Origin of the sequence: Blautia acetigignens, assembly GCF_025566865.1 — a bacterium.
Lineage (GTDB): Bacteria > Bacillota > Clostridia > Lachnospirales > Lachnospiraceae > Blautia_A > Blautia_A acetigignens.
This window is the reverse complement of record NZ_JAOQJM010000016.1, coordinates 50,432-68,233: the sequence shown is the minus strand read 5'-3', so window position 1 is coordinate 68,233 and position 17,802 is coordinate 50,432. Positions and strand designations below refer to the sequence as shown.

The 17,802-nt window shown below is 48.0% G+C and carries 13 protein-coding genes; all 13 read left to right on the top strand.

Annotated features, from left to right (window positions below; all coding sequences use genetic code 11):
* The first annotated feature begins 100 nt into the window (after positions 1-100).
* The 13 genes from mutS (at position 101) to minE (ending at position 17,798) form a co-directional block, all read left to right on the top strand.
* Entirely contained in the window at positions 101-2,710 is a 2,610-nt protein-coding gene (mutS, locus tag OCV70_RS15750; protein WP_173767823.1) for a DNA mismatch repair protein MutS, read from the top strand.
* Positions 2,711-2,728: 18 nt separating this feature from the next.
* Complete coding sequence (gene mutL, locus OCV70_RS15745; protein ID WP_173767783.1) at positions 2,729-5,071, top strand: DNA mismatch repair endonuclease MutL; 2,343 nt, start codon at positions 2,729-2,731, stop codon at positions 5,069-5,071.
* 13 nt (positions 5,072-5,084) lie between these two features.
* Entirely contained in the window at positions 5,085-6,032 is a 948-nt protein-coding gene (miaA, locus tag OCV70_RS15740; RefSeq protein WP_021925866.1) for a tRNA (adenosine(37)-N6)-dimethylallyltransferase MiaA, read from the top strand.
* 197 nt (positions 6,033-6,229) lie between these two features.
* On the top strand, positions 6,230-7,510 hold the full coding sequence (locus OCV70_RS15735) for a methionine gamma-lyase family protein (RefSeq protein WP_173767785.1): 1,281 nt from the start codon (positions 6,230-6,232) through the stop codon (positions 7,508-7,510).
* 48 nt (positions 7,511-7,558) lie between these two features.
* Entirely contained in the window at positions 7,559-8,737 is a 1,179-nt protein-coding gene (locus tag OCV70_RS15730; RefSeq protein ID WP_186901356.1) for a BaiN/RdsA family NAD(P)/FAD-dependent oxidoreductase, read from the top strand.
* A 21-nt stretch (positions 8,738-8,758) separates the two neighbouring features.
* A complete protein-coding gene (locus OCV70_RS15725) occupies positions 8,759-10,357 on the top strand; it encodes an NAD(P)/FAD-dependent oxidoreductase (protein ID WP_021925863.1) in 1,599 nt (532 codons plus the stop codon).
* A 124-nt stretch (positions 10,358-10,481) separates the two neighbouring features.
* Positions 10,482-11,192 carry a RadC family protein gene (radC, locus tag OCV70_RS15720; RefSeq protein ID WP_021925862.1) on the top strand — a complete coding sequence of 237 codons (711 nt, stop codon included), beginning with the start codon at positions 10,482-10,484 and terminating at the stop codon, positions 11,190-11,192.
* Positions 11,193-11,241: 49 nt separating this feature from the next.
* Positions 11,242-12,255: a rod shape-determining protein gene (locus tag OCV70_RS15715; protein ID WP_021925861.1), complete on the top strand. Its 1,014-nt coding sequence runs from the start codon at positions 11,242-11,244 to the stop codon at positions 12,253-12,255.
* Positions 12,256-12,274: 19 nt separating this feature from the next.
* Positions 12,275-13,195 (top strand): rod shape-determining protein MreC, encoded by a 921-nt coding sequence (mreC, locus tag OCV70_RS15710; RefSeq protein WP_173767791.1) that lies wholly within the window; start codon positions 12,275-12,277, stop codon positions 13,193-13,195.
* The gene (mreD, locus tag OCV70_RS15705; RefSeq protein WP_021925859.1) at positions 13,185-13,712 is read left to right on the top strand and encodes a rod shape-determining protein MreD; all 528 of its coding nucleotides are present in this window, start codon (positions 13,185-13,187) and stop codon (positions 13,710-13,712) included. Before mreC ends, mreD begins: the two co-directional genes overlap by 11 nt.
* Positions 13,697-16,594: a penicillin-binding transpeptidase domain-containing protein gene (locus OCV70_RS15700; RefSeq protein WP_021925858.1), complete on the top strand. Its 2,898-nt coding sequence runs from the start codon at positions 13,697-13,699 to the stop codon at positions 16,592-16,594. Before mreD ends, OCV70_RS15700 begins: the two co-directional genes overlap by 16 nt.
* A gap of 94 nt (positions 16,595-16,688) precedes the next feature.
* Entirely contained in the window at positions 16,689-17,471 is a 783-nt protein-coding gene (minD, locus tag OCV70_RS15695) for a septum site-determining protein MinD (protein WP_021925857.1), read from the top strand.
* A gap of 84 nt (positions 17,472-17,555) precedes the next feature.
* Positions 17,556-17,798, top strand: coding sequence for a cell division topological specificity factor MinE (minE, locus tag OCV70_RS15690; RefSeq protein ID WP_117853605.1), 243 nt, complete (start codon positions 17,556-17,558; stop codon positions 17,796-17,798).
* Positions 17,799-17,802: the final 4 nt, after the last annotated feature.

Sequence of the window (17,802 nt, the reverse complement as noted above, 5' to 3'; positions counted from 1 at the left end):
AAATACTAACCGGGGGTCAAATGGGGGTCAAACTACTATTTCAGGTGCTTCAAACCCGCATAAATTAAGGGATTCAGCGCAAACCATGAAACTGTCGCCCATGATGTGCGAATACCTGAAAACCAAGGAAGAATACAAGGATTGTATTCTTTTTTATCGTCTTGGAGATTTCTATGAAATGTTTTTTGATGATGCCCTTCTGGTATCTAAAGAACTGGAACTGACACTTACGGGAAAGGATTGCGGCCTTGAAGAACGTGCTCCTATGTGTGGGATTCCGTTCCATGCGGCAGATACCTATATTAACCGATTGATCGAGAAAGGCTACAAGGTTGCCATTTGTGAGCAGGTAGAGGATCCGAAGAAGGCAAAGGGACTTGTGAAACGAGAGGTTATTCGGGTGGTTACGCCTGGAACAACCTTAGATGCCACCTCGCTGGACGAATCCAGGAACAATTATCTGATGTCCATTGTCTCCATAGCAGACCGTTTTGGTTGTGCCATAGCGGATATTACTACAGGCGACTGCTTTCTTACAGAAGTACCGGGAAGTCAGAAGCTGATTGACGAGATCAACAAATTCAGCCCTGCAGAGATTATCTGTAATGATTCCTTTTTCATGAGCGGTGTGGACACAGATGATCTTAGGAATCGTCTTGGAATCTGTATTTTCTCTCTGGATGCATGGTATTTTGATGATGATACCTGCAGGAAAGAGTTAAAAGAGCATTTTCATGTAAGTAATCTGGAGGGACTTGGAATCAGTGATTACGACAGCGGTATTATTGCTGCCGGTGCGCTGTTTCTTTATCTGAAGGAGACGCAGAAGACAGCACTTTCCCAGATGACTACCATTCGCCCGTATACTGCCGAGCGCTACATGCTGATTGACAGCTCAAGCAGACGGAACCTGGAGCTGGTAGAGACTCTAAGGGAGAAACAAAAACGGGGTTCTCTTCTCTGGGTTCTGGATAAAACAAAGACGGCAATGGGTGCCCGCACTCTCCGCTCCTTTGTGGAACAGCCGCTGATCGATTCTGCAGAAATCAACCGTAGACTGACTGCACTGGAGGAATTGAATGAAAATCCAATGCTTCGTGATGAGCTTCGTGAATATCTGAATCCCATTTATGACCTGGAGCGTCTTGTCAGCCGCATCAGCTTTAAATCGGCAAATCCAAGAGATCTGGTAGCCTTTGCTTCTTCTTTGGAAATGATTCCATATATCAAACAGATCCTGAAGGATTTTCAGGCTCCGATTTTGAAAGAAATTTATGAGGATATGGATAGCCTTGAGGATATTACCGGTCTGATAAAAAGTGCTATTGTGGATGAGCCGCCTCTTGCCCAAAAGGACGGAGGCATTATCCGGGAAGGCTTTAATGAGGATGTGGACAAATTCCGTAGTGCCCGTACAGATGGTAAAAAATGGCTGACAGAGTTAGAAGCCAGAGAGCGTGAGCGCACTGGAATCAAATCCCTGAAAATCAAATATAACCGTGTGTTTGGCTATGCCCTTGAGGTTACGAATACATTCAGGGAGCTGGTACCGGAGAACTACATCCGTAAGCAAACGCTTGCGAATGCTGAGCGTTATATTACAGAGGAGCTGAAAAACCTTGAGGATATGATCCTTGGTGCAGAGGATAAGCTTTATGCATTGGAATACCAGCTGTTTTCCGATGTGCGCGACAAGGTGGGCATGGAGGTTGTGAGAATCCAGCGTACAGCCAAAGCCATTGCAGGGCTGGACGTATTTGCATCTCTTGCACTTGTTGCAGAGAGAAACCATTATGTTCGCCCAAAGGTAAATGAAGGCGGCGTAATCGACATTAAAGGCGGCCGTCATCCGGTTGTGGAGCAGATGATCGACAACGATATGTTTATTGCCAATGATACATATCTGGATAGCAGCAAAAAACGTATTTCCATTATCACCGGACCGAATATGGCTGGTAAATCCACATACATGCGCCAGACAGCTTTAATCGTGCTAATGGCACAGGTCGGAAGCTTTGTCCCGGCAGATAAAGCCACCATCGGAATTGTAGACAGAATCTTTACCCGTGTAGGTGCGTCTGATGACCTTGCAAGCGGACAGAGTACCTTTATGGTGGAAATGACAGAGGTTGCCAATATTCTTCGTAATGCCACCTCAAAAAGTCTTCTGATTCTGGATGAGATCGGCCGTGGAACCAGCACCTTTGACGGACTTGCTATTGCCTGGGCTGTGATTGAGCATATCAGTAATACAAAGCTTTGCGGAGCAAAAACATTGTTTGCGACTCATTATCATGAACTGACAGAGCTGGAAGGCAAGCTTTCAGGCGTCACCAACTACTGCATCGCGGTTAAGGAAAAAGGGGATGACATTGTGTTCCTTCGTAAAATCGTGCAGGGCGGTGCAGATAAGAGCTACGGAATCCAGGTTGCCAAGCTGGCAGGTGTGCCGGAGACGGTTATCAGCCGTGCAAAGGAGCTGGTAGAGGAATTAAGTGATGCGGACATTACAGCTGCCGTGAAGGATCTCACCTCTCCAAAGAAGAAACCGAAAGTAGAAATGGACATGGCGCAGATGTCTTTGTTTGACACTGTGCAGGATAATGATATCATTGAGGAACTGAAGGGGATTGATATTGGAAACCTGACGCCCATGGAGGCGCTGAATACCCTTTATAATCTTCAGAACAAGATTAAAAACAGATGGTAAATCATCGGGAGAAATAATTTGAGAAAAATTGCAGTTTTAGACAAACATACCATTGATAAGATCGCGGCCGGCGAGGTGGTAGAACGTCCTTCCTCTGTTGTGAAGGAGCTTGTAGAAAACTCCATTGACGCTGGTGCCACAGCTGTGACGGTAGAGATTGCAGACGGCGGCAAAAAGCTGATCCGCATTACGGACAACGGAGGCGGCATCGAAGCCTCCCAAGTGCCAACTGCATTTTTGAGCCATGCCACCAGCAAAATTGAAAAAGTAGAAGATCTGGAAAACATAGCCTCACTGGGATTTCGTGGTGAGGCTTTGTCCAGTATTGCCGCTGTTTCCCAGGTGGAGCTGATCACCAAGACGCCTTCTGCTATCAGCGGCGTGCGCTATGTGATCGAGGGCGGCGTGGAGCAGAGCATGGAGGAAATGGGTGCGCCGGATGGAACCACTTTCCTGGTGCGAAACCTTTTTTACAATACGCCGGCCAGAAGCAAATTCCTGAAATCGGATACTTCAGAGGCCAATTATATTGGAACCATGATGGAGCAGCTTGCCCTTTCCCACCCGGAAATTTCCTTTAAATATATTCAGAACAAGCAGGTGAAGCTGCATACTTCCGGGAATTATAATGTGAAAGATGTCATCTATAACGTATATGGGCGCGACATGGCAAAGGCGCTCCTGGATGTTTCCTATGAGAACGATTTCATGAAGATTGAGGGATTTGCCGGGAAGCCGGAGGTGTCACGAGGCAATCGAAGCTTTGAAAATTACTATGTAAATGGCCGGTTTGTGAAAAATAACATTATCACAAAGGCCATCGAGGATGCGTATAAGGGCTTTGTGATGCAGCATAAATTTCCTTTTGTTTCCCTGCATATTCAGATGACGGGAAATGACCTGGACGTAAACGTGCATCCCAGGAAGCTGGAGGTGCGTTTTGCAAGAGGCACCGAGGTATATGATGCCATTTATGAGGCGGTGCATAATGCCCTGCTTCACAGGGAGCTGATTCCGGTAGTCCCTGTAGGAAAAGAAGAGCGGGTTCCAAAGGCTGCAGCAGTAAGCCGCGGAGCTGTTCCGGAGCCTTTTGAGAAAAGCCGCAGGCCGGAGCCTGGCTATGGAAATATGGCTGGGAACCTGGTACAGGCTGGAAAACCATTTCTGCAAAATGGGGGAAAAATGTCCGGGGGATACGGCAGCAGTTCCGGGTATCCGTTTGGCAGTATGCTTCGGGAGCAGGCAGTTTATCAGGCCAAGCCGTTTAGCAAAGAAGAGGAAGCTCTTTTTGCGGGAACCCTGAAGGCAGCTGCACAGGCGGATGAGATGGCAGCTGATGTCGGGAAAACAAATGATGGCAGCAGTCAGGCTGACGGTGCTCCAAATGATATGCAGGATAAACCTGGAGCTCAGCTAGGAAATCTGGAAACTGAGCAGTCTGCACAGACAGCACAAAGTGAAGCGTATACCGGGAAAAATTTAGAAAGTCAGGGCATGACACCTGTTGGACAGAATATGGACAAGAGCGGGATGTCTGGTCTGGAAGCTGGGAATTCTGCAGACTTCCAACCGGAGGACGTACAGGCACAGAATCCGGGGCAAATTGCAGAACAGGGAACAGGTTTCCAGGCAGCAGACACGGTATTGCTTCTGCGAGATTCAGAGTCATCTGCGGAGGCGTCCTCCAAGGTGTCAGATACAGAATCCGGTGCGGAGCCTGTTTCCCAGGAGTCACCGCAGCAGCTGGAACTTTTTCATGAGAAGCTTCTTGCCCCGGAGTCCAGAAGCCGCCACAAGCTGATTGGACAGCTGTTTGACACTTACTGGCTGGTGGAATTTGAAAATCAGTTTTACATCATTGACCAGCATGCGGCCCACGAGAAAGTAAATTATGAGCGTTTTGTAAAACGCTTCAAAGAACAAACTATAGAATCCCAGTACTTAAGTCCGCCTCTTGTAGTAACCTTGAATATGGAGGAACAGGCGCGGCTGAAGGCAAACGAAGAGTACTTCAGGCAATACGGTTTTGAGATTGAACCATTTGGAGGACGGGAATACTGTATCAGTGCAGTTCCATCCAATCTCTACGGCTTTCACGAAGAAGAACTGTTTCTGGAAATGCTGGATAATCTGGGTGGGGAAGGCTCGAAGGATGCGTTTAACCTTTTTACCACAAGACTTGCGACTATGGCATGCAAAGCAGCCGTTAAGGGAAATCACCAGATGTCCGCCCTTGAGGCAGACAAGCTGATCGACGAGCTTCTGACTCTGGACAATCCTTACAATTGTCCTCACGGTCGCCCCACGATCATTGCCATGACCAAAACGGAAATTGAGAAAAAATTTAAGCGAATTGTGTAACACAGGAGAAATCATGAAAAAACCTCTTATTGTCCTCACCGGCCCAACAGCAGTGGGAAAAACAAAATTGTCTATTTCCCTTGCCAAAGCAGTTGGCGGTGAGATCATTTCTGCAGATTCCATGCAGGTTTATAAATATATGGATATCGGTTCAGCCAAGATTATGCCAGAAGAAATGCAGGGAGTCCCTCACTATCTTGTGGATGCGCTGATGCCAGATGAGGAATTTCATATTGTGCGTTTCCAGCAAATGGCAAAGGAAGCCATGGAAAAGATTTACGCCAACGGGCATATTCCAATCCTGGTGGGCGGTACGGGATTTTATATTCAGGCAGTGACCAGGGATATCGATTTTACCCAGGCAGAACAGGATGACGGATACCGGGCCAGCCTGGAAGCCCTTGCCCAGGAAAAGGGAGTGGCTTATCTTCACCAGATGCTGGCCAAGGTGGATCCTAAAAGTGCGGAGGAAATTCATGAGAATAATGTGAAGCGTGTGATCCGCGCCCTGGAGTTTTACCACCAAAACGGCAGCCCGATTTCCGCTCACAATGAAGAACAGCAGGAAAGGGTCAGCCCGTATAATCTTGCCTATTTCGTGCTGAACGCGCCCAGGGAACTGCTTTATCAGCGGATTGATAAACGGGTGGATGAGATGCTGGCTGGAGGTCTTGTAAAGGAAGTGGAGGCTTTGAAGAGCATGGGCTATCACAGAGGGATGGTTTCCATGCAGGGGCTTGGATATAAAGAGATTCTGGCTTATCTGGACAGAGAAATGCCCCTGGAAGAAGCCGTGCGCATCCTGAAGCGCGACACCAGACACTTCGCCAAGCGCCAGCTCACCTGGTTCCGCAGAGAACTGGAAACCCTATGGATCAACAAAGACGAGTTCGGGTATGACGACGGGAAAATGCTGGAGTATATGCTGAGCATTTGCCGTGAAAAGGGGATACTTGGTTAATCTGGCTATTGAAAATACTATCAGTTTACCAGAAACCAGTGAGTTTGCAAGGTATATTCGTGAGCAGGTCATTTCAGGAGCGGTTTTAACGGAGACCTGCGATGAATATACCTTGTGAACTCACGTCCGGAGAACGATACACTTATAAATAACACAAAAAATGGAGGAATGCCGTCAAACAGACGGTGAGAATTATTATGAAAGAATTATACGAACAACTTGGAATTTCATCCCAGGTATATGATTTTTGCCATGGGATAGAGGAATCTTTAAAAGAAAGATTCGAACAGTTCGACAAAACTGCAGAATACAACCAGATGAAAGTCCTTCTGGCAATGCAGAAAAACCGTGTCAGCGAGGAATGCTTCGGCTCCTCATCAGGTTATGGCTATAACGACTACGGCCGCGACACCCTGGAAAAAGTATACGCAGACACCTTCCACACCGAAGCCTGTCTGGTACGTCCCCAGATCGCATGCGGAACCCACGCCCTTGCCATCGCCCTTTTCGGAAATCTCCGCCCAGGGGATGAAATGCTGGCACCAGCCGGAAAACCATACGACACTTTGGAAGAAGTCATTGGAATCCGCCCATCCAAAGGCTCCCTGGCAGAATACGGCGTCACCTACCGCCAGGTAGACCTTCTCGAAGACGGCACCTTTGACTACGAAAACATCCGCAAAGCAATCAACGAAAAAACAAAACTGGTAGAAATCCAGCGCTCCAAAGGCTATATGACCCGCCCATCCTTTTCCGTAAAACAGATCGGCGAGCTCATCTCCTTTGTAAAAAGCATCAAACCAGATGTAATCTGCATGGTAGACAACTGCTACGGCGAATTCGTAGACACCATCGAGCCAAGCGACGTTGGCGCAGATATGGTAGTCGGTTCCCTGATCAAAAACCCAGGCGGCGGACTTGCCCCGATCGGCGGCTACATTGCAGGAACAAAAGAATGCGTGGAAAATGCTTCCTACCGCATGACCTGCCCGGGACTTGGCGCAGAGGTAGGCGCTTCCCTTGGAGTAAATCGCTCCTTCTATCAGGGCTTTTTCCTGGCACCTATGGTAACAAAGGGCGCATTAAAAGGCGCTGTTTTCGCAGCCAATATTTATGAAAAATTAGGCTTCGACGTTGTTCCCAACTCCACGGAACCAAGACAGGATATTATCCAGGCCGTCACCTTAAACAGCCCGGAAAGACTGATCGCTTTCTGCAAAGGAATTCAGGCCGCAGCACCGGTTGACAGCTATGTAGATCCGGAACCCTGGGATATGCCAGGCTATGACAGCCAGGTGATTATGGCTGCAGGTGCCTTTGTCCAGGGCTCTTCCATCGAACTTTCCGCAGACGGACCGGTGAAAGAACCATACGCCGTATATTTCCAGGGCGGACTTACCTGGGAGCACGCAAAGCTTGGCGTTATGATGTCTCTGCAGAAATTAGTAGAACAGGATCTGGTGAAGCTGCCGCAGTAAAGCTGGAGCCTTTTTCAGACACACTCGCAGACATTTGCAGGAGTTTATATGGATAAAAAACGTGTTGTAATCATAGGCGGCGGTGCCTCCGGCCTGATGGCTTCTATTGCAGCGGCGGAAAACGGCGCAGCCGTAACCATTCTGGAACAAAATGAAAAGCCAGGCAAAAAAATCTGCGCCACCGGAAACGGAAAATGCAATTTCACCAATCTCCAGAAGCAGACTGACGCTTACCGAAGCGACAATCCGGGCTTCTGGGAGGAAGTTCTGAACCAGTTTTCCGTAGAAAATACAGTAGATTTTTTCACAGAGCTTGGGCTTTACCCGGTAAATAAAAATAACGGATATCTTTATCCCCACAGCGGACAGGCTTCCAGCGTGGCGGAGGTGCTGTGCATGAAGGCCCGCAGCCTTGGGGTGAAGATCAAAACCAATGAGCAGGTAAAAAGCATTTCCAAAGAAAAGAACATCTGGAAAATCCATACCCAGGGCTGGACTTACGAAGGGTATGCTGTGATTCTGGCAAACGGTTCCAGGGCATCTTCCATTTCCGGTTCAGACGGAAGCGGCTATGAAATCGCTGCCGCTTTGGGACATTCTGTAATTACGCCTCTTCCGGCATTGACTGCACTGAAATGCAAAAACACAGGCTTTTCCGGCTGGGCCGGAGTGCGCACCGAAGGGAAGATTTCCCTGTACGCAGACGGGAAAAAAATCGCAGAAGAAACAGGAGAACTGCAGCTCACAGACTACGGCGTGTCTGGAATTCCTGTATTTCAGATCAGCCGCTATGCCATCCGTGCTTTCTGGAAGGGCCAAAAAACAGAGCTGCGACTGAATTTCCTGCCCGAATTTTCCAGGGAACAACTTGCTGCGTTTCTGGAAAAACGAAAACAGGACAGCCCCTATAAAGGCAAAAAAGAATTTTTTACCGGACTTTTCCCGGATAAGCTTGCCAAAGTGCTTCTGGCGTCCAAAAATCTGGAGGAAGCCATTTACAGCTACCCTCTTAAAGTAACAGGCTATCAGCCCTTTGAACAGGCACAGGTGTGCTCCGGCGGCGTAGATACCAGGGAAGTGGATGCAAAAACACTGGAATCCAGATTGGTCCCCGGCCTGTACTTTGCAGGCGAGCTGCTTGACGTCGACGGAAAATGCGGCGGCTACAACCTGCAGTGGGCGTGGTCCAGCGGGTACGCTGCAGGAATGAATGCCGGCAGATCATAAGAAAAAGCAAGGAGAAACAACATGATCCGAATTACCCAGTTAAAACTTTCAATCAATCATACGCCGGAAGAGCTTGCCCATAAGATCCGCAAGGCCCTTCGTCTGAAAAACGAAGGTTTCTCTTACGAAATCGTGAAGCAGTCCCTGGACTGCCGCCACAAGGATGACAAAAAATTCGTATACACTGTGGACGTTTCTTTGCAGGAAAAAAATCAGGAAGGCAAGATTGTCCGAAAAGTTCACGATAATAATATTACGTTAACCGACAAAAAAGAATACATTTTCCCGACACCTGGCAATGAAGAACTGAAACATCCACCTGTGATCGTGGGAAGCGGTCCAGCAGGAATTTTCTGCGCCTGGTATCTGGCAAAGGCGGGTTACCGTCCGGTTGTGTTAGAGCGCGGCGAGGAAGCCCATATCCGCCAGAAAACGGTGGAAGCCTTTTGGAAAAACGGGGTGCTGGATCCAGATTCCAACGTACAATTTGGAGAAGGGGGAGCTGGAACTTTTTCCGATGGAAAGCTGAATACTCTTGTGAAAGATCCTTCCGAAAGAAACCATGAGGTGCTGAAACGGTTTGTACAGGCTGGCGCGCCTGAGGAGATCATTTACCAGCAGAAACCTCATCTTGGCACAGATGTGCTGGTAGGCGTTGTGGAGACTTTGCGCCATGAGATCGAGGAGATGGGAGGAACCTTCCACTTCCGTTCCAAAGTAACAGACCTGGTTTTGGAAAAGGGACAGTTAAAAGAAATTGAAATAAACGGGGAACAAAGGATTCCAGCTCAGGTGTGTGTGCTGGCAGTGGGACACAGCGCCCGGGATTCCTTTGCCATGTTTGAGAAAAAAGGAATCTACATGGAGCCAAAATCCTTTGCAGTAGGCGTTCGAATGGAACATCCCCAGTCCATGATCAACATGGCGCTCTACGGGGAAGAAGAAAACGAGAAGCTTGGAGCAGCTGCCTACAAGGTAACGCACACCTGCGAAAACGGCAGAGGCGTCTATTCTTTCTGCATGTGCCCGGGCGGATACGTGGTCAACGCTTCTTCTGAGCCGGGAGGACTGGCAGTCAACGGCATGAGCTACCAGGCAAGAGACAGCCGCAATGCCAATAGTGCCCTGATTGTGTCCGTGACCCCGGAGGATTTCCCGGAAGAAGGACCTCTCGGGGGCGTAGAATTCCAGCGCAGTCTGGAGCGTGCCGCATGGAAGGCTGGAAATGGAAAAGTTCCGGTACAGCTGTTTGAGGATTATCAGAATCACAGGCCAAGCACCGCACTTGGAGAAGTAGAGCCCTGTATTAAAGGAGAATATACCCCGGGGGATGTGCGGAGTATTTTCCCAAAAGAGATCGGAGATTCCATTGAAGAAGGCGTTCTGGCCTTTGGAAAAAAGATCAAAGGTTTTGACAGACCGGATGCCGTCCTTTCCGGTGTGGAAAGCCGTACTTCTTCACCAGTAAGAATTGTTCGTGAGAAAGACTCCCTGGAGGCAAATTATAAAGGAATCTATCCCTGCGGAGAAGGTGCCGGATATGCAGGGGGAATCACTTCTGCAGCCATGGATGGCATCAAAGTGGCAGAGGCTATTTCGAAAAAGTTTAAAAAAATTTAGGAGAGAGTGTACATCTCTCCTTTTTTATGCTAAAATGAGTCTGCGTTGTAATTCATCCTTACTGCTTACAGGCAAAATGTGAACAGTAACGATTTATCTCCTGGAGAACTGCAGGTACAAAGATATGAATGAAATAACGCAGACCATCAGAGATCTGCCGGAGTCTTCACGGCCTTATGAGAAATGTCTCAAGTGGGGACCGTCGGTGTTAAGCGACAGCGAGCTTCTGGCAGTGATCTTAAGAAACGGGGTGCAGGGAGCCAATTCTCTTGCACTTGCCAATCAAATCTTAAGTCTTACGAAAGATACCTCATATCCGGGGCTTTTGGGACTGCTTCACATGTCCCTGCCGGATCTGATGAAGGTGAACGGAATCGGGAAGGTCAAAGCCGTCCAGCTGAAATGTATCGGGGAGCTTTCCAAGCGGATGGCGTCTGCTGCTGCCAGACCAAGACTTTCTTTCAATGATCCCGTCACAATAGCAAGATACTATATGGAACATCTCCGTCACGAGGAGCAGGAGATGCTGATCGTCATGCTGCTGGATGGAAGGAATCATCTTCTTGGGGAGCAGACGATTTCAAAGGGGACGGTAGGAGCCACACTGATCACGCCCAGAGAGGTGTTTGTGGAGGCACTGAAGTTCCACGCCGTGAGCCTGATCCTGGTTCACAATCACCCAAGCGGCGATCCTTCGCCCAGTGAGTGTGATGTGGAAATCACGGAACGGATCTACCGGTCAGGGGAGCTGATAGGGGTGAAGCTTCTGGATCACATTGTGATCGGTGACCAGAAATACGTAAGCTTTCGGGAACAGGGAATGCTTCCTGTGTAATTCGGAAGTGCACCTTTTGGGAAGGGTAAAATGATGAAGGGACAGGTATATGCTGTTTGAAAAAACATATGGAATAGATCTTGGAAGCAGTTCCGTCAAGGTCTATTCCATGATTCGAAATAAAAGCTACATTGAGAAGAACATGATTGCGGCGAAAGGCCGCAAAATCATAGCCGTGGGCAACGAAGCGTATGAAATGTTTGAAAAAGCACCATCTAACATTTCCGTAAGTTCGCCGATGGCTTTTGGTATGATAGCCAATCTGGAACTGCAGGAAATTGTACTTTACAGTATGATGAGAAAAATTGATAAAATTTTAGGAATAGGCTCTGTTATGTATTTTGCAGTCCCTCTTGACATGACTGCCATTGAGAAACGGGCTTATTACCAGGTGGCAAATGGCCACTGGCTTCGCAAGAACCGTGTCTATATGGTGGAGGCACCCATTGCAGATGCCATTGCCATGGGCGTGGATCTGGAGAACAATGAGGGAAGCATGGTGGTGAATATCGGTGCCCAGAGCACGAATTTTTCCATTATCACAGGGGGCAGGATCATTATCAGCAAGAAGATCCCCATCGGGGGACGGCAGATGAATGAAGCTGTATGCAGCGAGGTGCGCAAGCGCTATAACCTTCAGATCGGAACCCGTACAGGGAAGCGGCTGAAGCTTGTAATGGGGCGTCTTGCAGACCAGCACAAGCAGGCCCGCAAGGTAGTTGGAATCGACAGTGTATCCGGACTTCCAAGAGAAGAAGTGATTTCTGCCTATGTGGTGAATGCAGGCATTATGAACTGCGTTAATGAGATCGGAGCCCAGATGAAGGTTTTTCTGGAGCGTATTCCGCCTCAGATTGCCTACCACATAGCCAAGGAGGGAATTTTCCTCACGGGCGGAAGTACCAGGATTCCGCACATAGATACATATCTGGCAAGCTATACCGGATATTCTTTTAACCTGTCCGACCTTTATGAGACCTCTTCGGTCACAGGACTTGAGAAGATCATTCACGACAGGGAGCTGCGCAAGTGGGCACAACCCATTACACAGCGTAAATTATAAGTTTTAGGGGTGCCATTTCATGAAAAACCTGAAGAAAAAATTTCGTTTCCGAATTAATTTAAAAAGCAAGCATCTGCTGGCAATCATGACGCTTTTCTGCCTGTGCTGCATTGTGTCCACCTTTGCATCGGGCATTTCCACTGCTCCTCTTCAGGAGGCGGCAGGAATCGTCATTGTGCCATTTGAGAAAAGCATTGAGAAGATCGGCTCCATGATCCGTTCTGCAGGGGACAGCTTCCAGGACAAGCAGGACCTGATTTTTGAAAATGAAGAGCTCAAAGCACAGATTGACAGCCTTACCACGCAGAACAACAAGCTGATCCAGGATCAGGGAGAATACCAGCGCCTGAAAGAGCTTTATGACCTGGACCAGACCTACGAGGAGTATCCAAAGGTTGCAGCCACCATTATTTCCAAGGATCCGGGCAACTGGTACGATACCTTTATGATCAACAAGGGCTCCAAGGACGGAATCCGCGTGGACAATAATGTAATCGCAGGCAAGGGACTTGTAGGAATCGTTACGGAAGTCGGTTCTTCCTGGGCAACAGTGCGCTCCATCATAGATGACAGCAGCAGCGTCAGCGCAATGACCGTAAGCACCTCAGACAACTGTATTGTAAACGGTGACCTGGAGCTGATCGATGAGGGCAAGCTTCGTTTTGAGCAGCTTTATGATCAGGAAAACAAGGTGACAGTCGGGGAACGTATTGTGACCTCCAATATCAGTGAGAAGTTCGTGGAAGGGCTTTTCATCGGCTATGTAAGCGAGGTGGAGGTAGACAGCAATAACCTGACCAAGACCGGTACCATTGTAACGCCTGTGGATTTCCTCCATCTGAAGGATGTATTTGTAATTACAGTCAACAAGCAGGATATGACAGATGACAGCGCGGCAGATACAGCGAAGAGTGTACAGGAGGGTGCGGATGAAGAGTAAGGTCGTCTTTTTTCTCACTGTGGTAGTATGCTTTCTGCTGCAGAGCACGGTTATGGATCTGATCTCCATTGGCTCTGTGACGCCCAACCTGATGCTGGTCCTGTGTGTGTCTATGGGATTGATGCGGGGGCGTAAGAGCGGGCTGTGGACAGGCTTTTTGTCCGGGCTTCTGGTGGATCTGTTTTTCGGATCCATATTTGGATTTTATGCTTTGATCTATATGTACATCGGCTATCTGAGCGGATATGCCCACAGAATTTATTATGATGATGACGTGAAGGTTCCCATGTTTCTTACTGCAGGTGCGGATCTTCTGTATAATCTGGCAGTCTACGGACTGCAGTTCCTTCTCCGGGGACGTCTTGGACTTCGTACATACCTGTACAGGATCATTATTCCGGAGATGTTTTACACGGTATTTATTACCTTGATTGTATATCGGCTTTTCCGTTACATCAACTATCGCTACATGAATATTGCAAGGAAAGAAAGTGAGTCAATTTGGGTACTAAAATAAAACGTATTTTTCGAAAAATCAGTTTAAAAAGAACAACCGTCCTGGTCCTGGCATTTGTTCTGATGTCTGTTGTGCTGGTCCGCAGGCTTTTTGACCTGCAGATCATCCAGGGACAGGACTATATCAGTAAATTTGAAGCAAGAACCACCAAGGAACGTGTGATCAAAAGCACCAGGGGGAACATTTTGGACCGGAACGGAGATATTCTGGCATCCAATGTGCTGTCCTATTCCCTGACCTTTGAGGATAACGGAACCTACACTTCTACCAGAGAGAAGAACCTTACCCTGAACGGCGTGGCTTATCAGGTGCTTCAGATCCTGCACAGCAATGGGGATGATATCACCCATTCTTTTCATATTGTGGTAGACGACAGCGGGGAATATGCCTTTGATGTATCAGAGGGATTTACCCTGAACCGTTTCCGTGCGGATATTTACGGCCAGGCGCTGATCGATGACCTGGAGGATGCGCAGAAAACGGCAACTGCGGATGAAATGATGGCATTCCTTACCGGTTCCGAGAAGTTTTCCATTGTTCTGGAGGGCGACAGGGCGTACACGGAAGAAGAGCTTTCCTCCCATGGTCTGCCTCAGACTTTGACGAAACAGGAAATGCTGGATATTGCCACTATCCGATATGAACTGAATACCAACAGCTTCAAGAAATACATGCAGGTGACCATTGCGACCAATGTAAGCGAGAAGTCTGTGGCTGCCATTATGGAGAATAAGACCGGACTTCAGGGAATCGATGTGGTGGAGGATTCTATCCGCCAGTACATAGACGACGAAAGCATGGCGCCTATTCTTGGCTACACGGGAAGGGCTTCCTCTGAGGAACTGACAGAGCTTCGCAAGCAGAACCCGGATTACTCCAATGATGCCATTGTAGGTAAAGCTGGAATCGAGCAGTATATGGAGCTTACCCTTCAGGGAACAGACGGTAAGGAAACCGTTTACGTGGATAACCTTGGAAAGGTTCTGAAAATTGATGAGGATACCAAGGTAGAGCCTGTGGCAGGTAATGACGTTCAGCTTACCATTGATACAGACTGGCAGTCCGCAATCTACCAGATTCTGAAGCAGCGTGTGGCAGGTGTGCTCCTTACCAAGATCGATGCGGTAAAAACCTTTGACTATTCTGCTGTGACAGATGCCAGCCAGATCCGTATTCCGATTTATGATGTATACAACGCACTGATTTCCAACAGTGTGATCGATATTAACAAATTTGACCGTACAGATGCTTCTGATACAGAAAAAAATTTATATGCCAAATTTCAGCAAAAGCAGCAGAGCGTTTTTGATACAATAAGCTCGAAGCTGAATGGCTCCAACCCGCCGGCCTATAAGGACGAGGATACAGAGACCCAGGAATACCTTTCCTATATCTGCAATGACCTTCTTCGGGATACCCTTGGAATCATTTCCCGTGATGCCATCGATACTTCCGATGCTACTTACAAGGCATGGACTACAGATGAGAGCATCAGCCTGAAGGATTATCTGACCTATGCCACAAGTCAGGGCTGGATCAACATCAGTAGCTTTTCTCCGGAAGGAGAATATCTGGATTCTGATGAGATCTATCAGGCACTGACTGCATATATCATTGATTATCTGAGTACAGATACGGGATTTTCCAAGCTGCTGTATAAGTATATGCTTCTGAATGATACCATTTCCGGTCAGGAGATCTGTCTGGCCCTGTATGAGCAGGGTGTTCTGGATAAGGAGGACGGATCTTATGAGAATTTGGCGTCCGGAGCTACAAGTGCCTATGATTTTATGATCAATAAGATCTATAATCTGGAAATCGAACCTGCACAGCTTGCCCTTATGCCTTGTTCTGCTTCCGCAGTGGTTGTGGATGTGAAGAACGGAGATGTGGTAGCCCTGGTATCTTATCCAGGATATGACAATAACCGACTGACCAACGATATGGATACAGAGTACTATGCCAAACTGGCACTGGATCAGTCCAGCCCATTCTTTAATAAGGCCACCCAGCAGACAACTGCGCCAGGTTCTACCCTGAAGCTTCTTTCCACCATTGCAGGTATGGAAGAGGGCGTGATTGACGAGGGCACTTATATTGAATGTACCGGTACCTTCGATTATGTAGATCCGCCGATCAACTGCTGGAACAAGGAAGGTCACGGCGGTCTTGATATCCGTACCGCTATTGAGCAGTCCTGTAACTATTTCTTTAATATGATCGGTTTCCAGCTTGGAAAGGTTGGGGACAATGAGTTTTCTGAGGTGCAGAGCCTTAGCAAGCTTCAGGAGTATGCTTCTTTGATCGGGCTTGATCAGAAGACCGGAATCGAGCTTTCCGAGGCTTCTCCGAAGGTTTCCGATGCGAAAGCAGTTCCGTCCTACATGGGACAGGGAAACAACCTGTTTACCACAACACAGCTGGCCAGATATGCAACAACTGTGGCAACTTCCGGTAACGTATTTAAACTTACCCTCCTCGACAAAGTAACGGATCCAAAGGGAGAAGTGCTTGAGGAATATGAGCCGGAACTGCAGGATGTAGTGAATATTTCTTCAAATATCTGGGATGTGCTCCATGATGGTATGCGCCGTGTAATCCAGACCCACAGCCAGTTCGACGGACTGGGCATTGAGGTGGCTGGTAAGACCGGTACTGCCGAGCTGGATCTGCGTCACCCGAACCATGGTCTGTTCGTTGGCTACGCGCCTGCATCCGATCCGGAATATGCGGTGGCAATCCGTATTGCCAATGGCTACAGTTCCGGTAATGCGTGTCTGATAGCTAATGATACTTTTAAATATATGTACAATCTTGCAGATAAAGATTCTATTCTCACAGGAGTCGCTTCTACAGACACCAGTGATACATCGAATGACTAAACTTAAGCTATGCCTGCGGCAGTATTTCCGCAGGCATAACCATAAGAGGAATACCAGGATTTTGGAACATTTTGTTTAGGAGGAATCAGAAAAAATGGGTGAAGTCATTGTCATTACATCCGGAAAAGGCGGTGTGGGAAAAACAACTACCGTTGCCAACATTGGAACCGGACTGGCTATGATGGGCAAAAAAACAGTGGTTGTGGACACGGATATCGGTCTTCGAAACCTTGACGTTGTGCTGGGACTTGAGAACCGGATCGTTTACAACCTGGTGGATGTGGTTCATGGAAGCTGTCGGTTGAAACAGGCACTGATCAGGGACAAGCGTCATCCGGAGCTGTATCTGCTGCCATCTGCCCAGACCAAGGATAAAACGGCGGTATCCCCGGAGCAGATGATCAAGCTGACAGATGATCTGCGGGAAGAATTTGACTATATTCTTCTGGATTGTCCAGCCGGGATCGAGCAGGGGTTCAAAAACGCCATTGCAGGTGCTGACAAGGCCCTTGTAGTTACCACTCCAGAGGTTTCTGCCATTCGTGACGCGGACCGGATCATCGGCCTGCTGGAGGCCAATGACTTGCGGGACATTCATCTTATTATCAACAGGCTTCGCCCGGATATGATTGCCAGAGGGGATATGATGTCTGTGGATGATGTGACGGAAATTCTGGCTGTGGATCTGATCGGAACCCTTTTGGATGATGAGCAGATCGTGGTGGCGACCAATCAGGGAGAGCCCTTATCCGGCCGAAACTCTCAGGCGGAGGAGGAGTACCGCAATATCTGCAGGCGGCTTATGGGGGAGGAAGTTCCTTTTGCCCAGATCCGTCAGAAGAAGGGCATGCTTTCCAGACTATTTAAAAGACACTGAGAGAGTGCAGGAAGGACAGACTGGATCCTGATAGTTGTCAATAAAAGTTTTATGTAAATCATCAAGCCGCGAGGAGGAATTCTTATGAAGACCTTTTTACATGAGAAAAGGCGTTCAGCAGGATATGCCCGGGACAGAATGAAGCTTCTTCTGATTTCCGAGCGTATTGAATGTTCCCCACAGATGATGAAAATGTTAAAAAGTGACCTGGTACATACTGTGAAAAAGTATGTTTCCATAGAAGAAAGTAAAGTGAAAATACAGATTTCACAGGAGCCGCCAGTTCTTATGGCGTACATTCCTGTGCAAAGGAAAAAGGACAAATAGATAT

Bases quoted from the DNA above. Each gene is read 5' to 3' on its own strand.
- mutS (WP_173767823.1), top strand. From the start codon at position 101: ATGATGTGCGAATACCTGAAAACCAAGGAAGAATACAAGGATTGTATT.
- miaA (WP_021925866.1), top strand. From the start codon at position 5,085: ATGAAAAAACCTCTTATTGTCCTCACCGGCCCAACAGCAGTGGGAAAA.
- OCV70_RS15735 (WP_173767785.1), top strand. From the start codon at position 6,230: ATGAAAGAATTATACGAACAACTTGGAATTTCATCCCAGGTATATGAT.
- OCV70_RS15730 (WP_186901356.1), top strand. From the start codon at position 7,559: ATGGATAAAAAACGTGTTGTAATCATAGGCGGCGGTGCCTCCGGCCTG.
- OCV70_RS15725 (WP_021925863.1), top strand. From the start codon at position 8,759: ATGATCCGAATTACCCAGTTAAAACTTTCAATCAATCATACGCCGGAA.
- radC (WP_021925862.1), top strand. From the start codon at position 10,482: ATGAATGAAATAACGCAGACCATCAGAGATCTGCCGGAGTCTTCACGG.
- OCV70_RS15715 (WP_021925861.1), top strand. From the start codon at position 11,242: ATGCTGTTTGAAAAAACATATGGAATAGATCTTGGAAGCAGTTCCGTC.
- mreC (WP_173767791.1), top strand. From the start codon at position 12,275: ATGAAAAACCTGAAGAAAAAATTTCGTTTCCGAATTAATTTAAAAAGC.
- mreD (WP_021925859.1), top strand. From the start codon at position 13,185: ATGAAGAGTAAGGTCGTCTTTTTTCTCACTGTGGTAGTATGCTTTCTG.
- minD (WP_021925857.1), top strand. From the start codon at position 16,689: ATGGGTGAAGTCATTGTCATTACATCCGGAAAAGGCGGTGTGGGAAAA.
- minE (WP_117853605.1), top strand. From the start codon at position 17,556: ATGAAGACCTTTTTACATGAGAAAAGGCGTTCAGCAGGATATGCCCGG.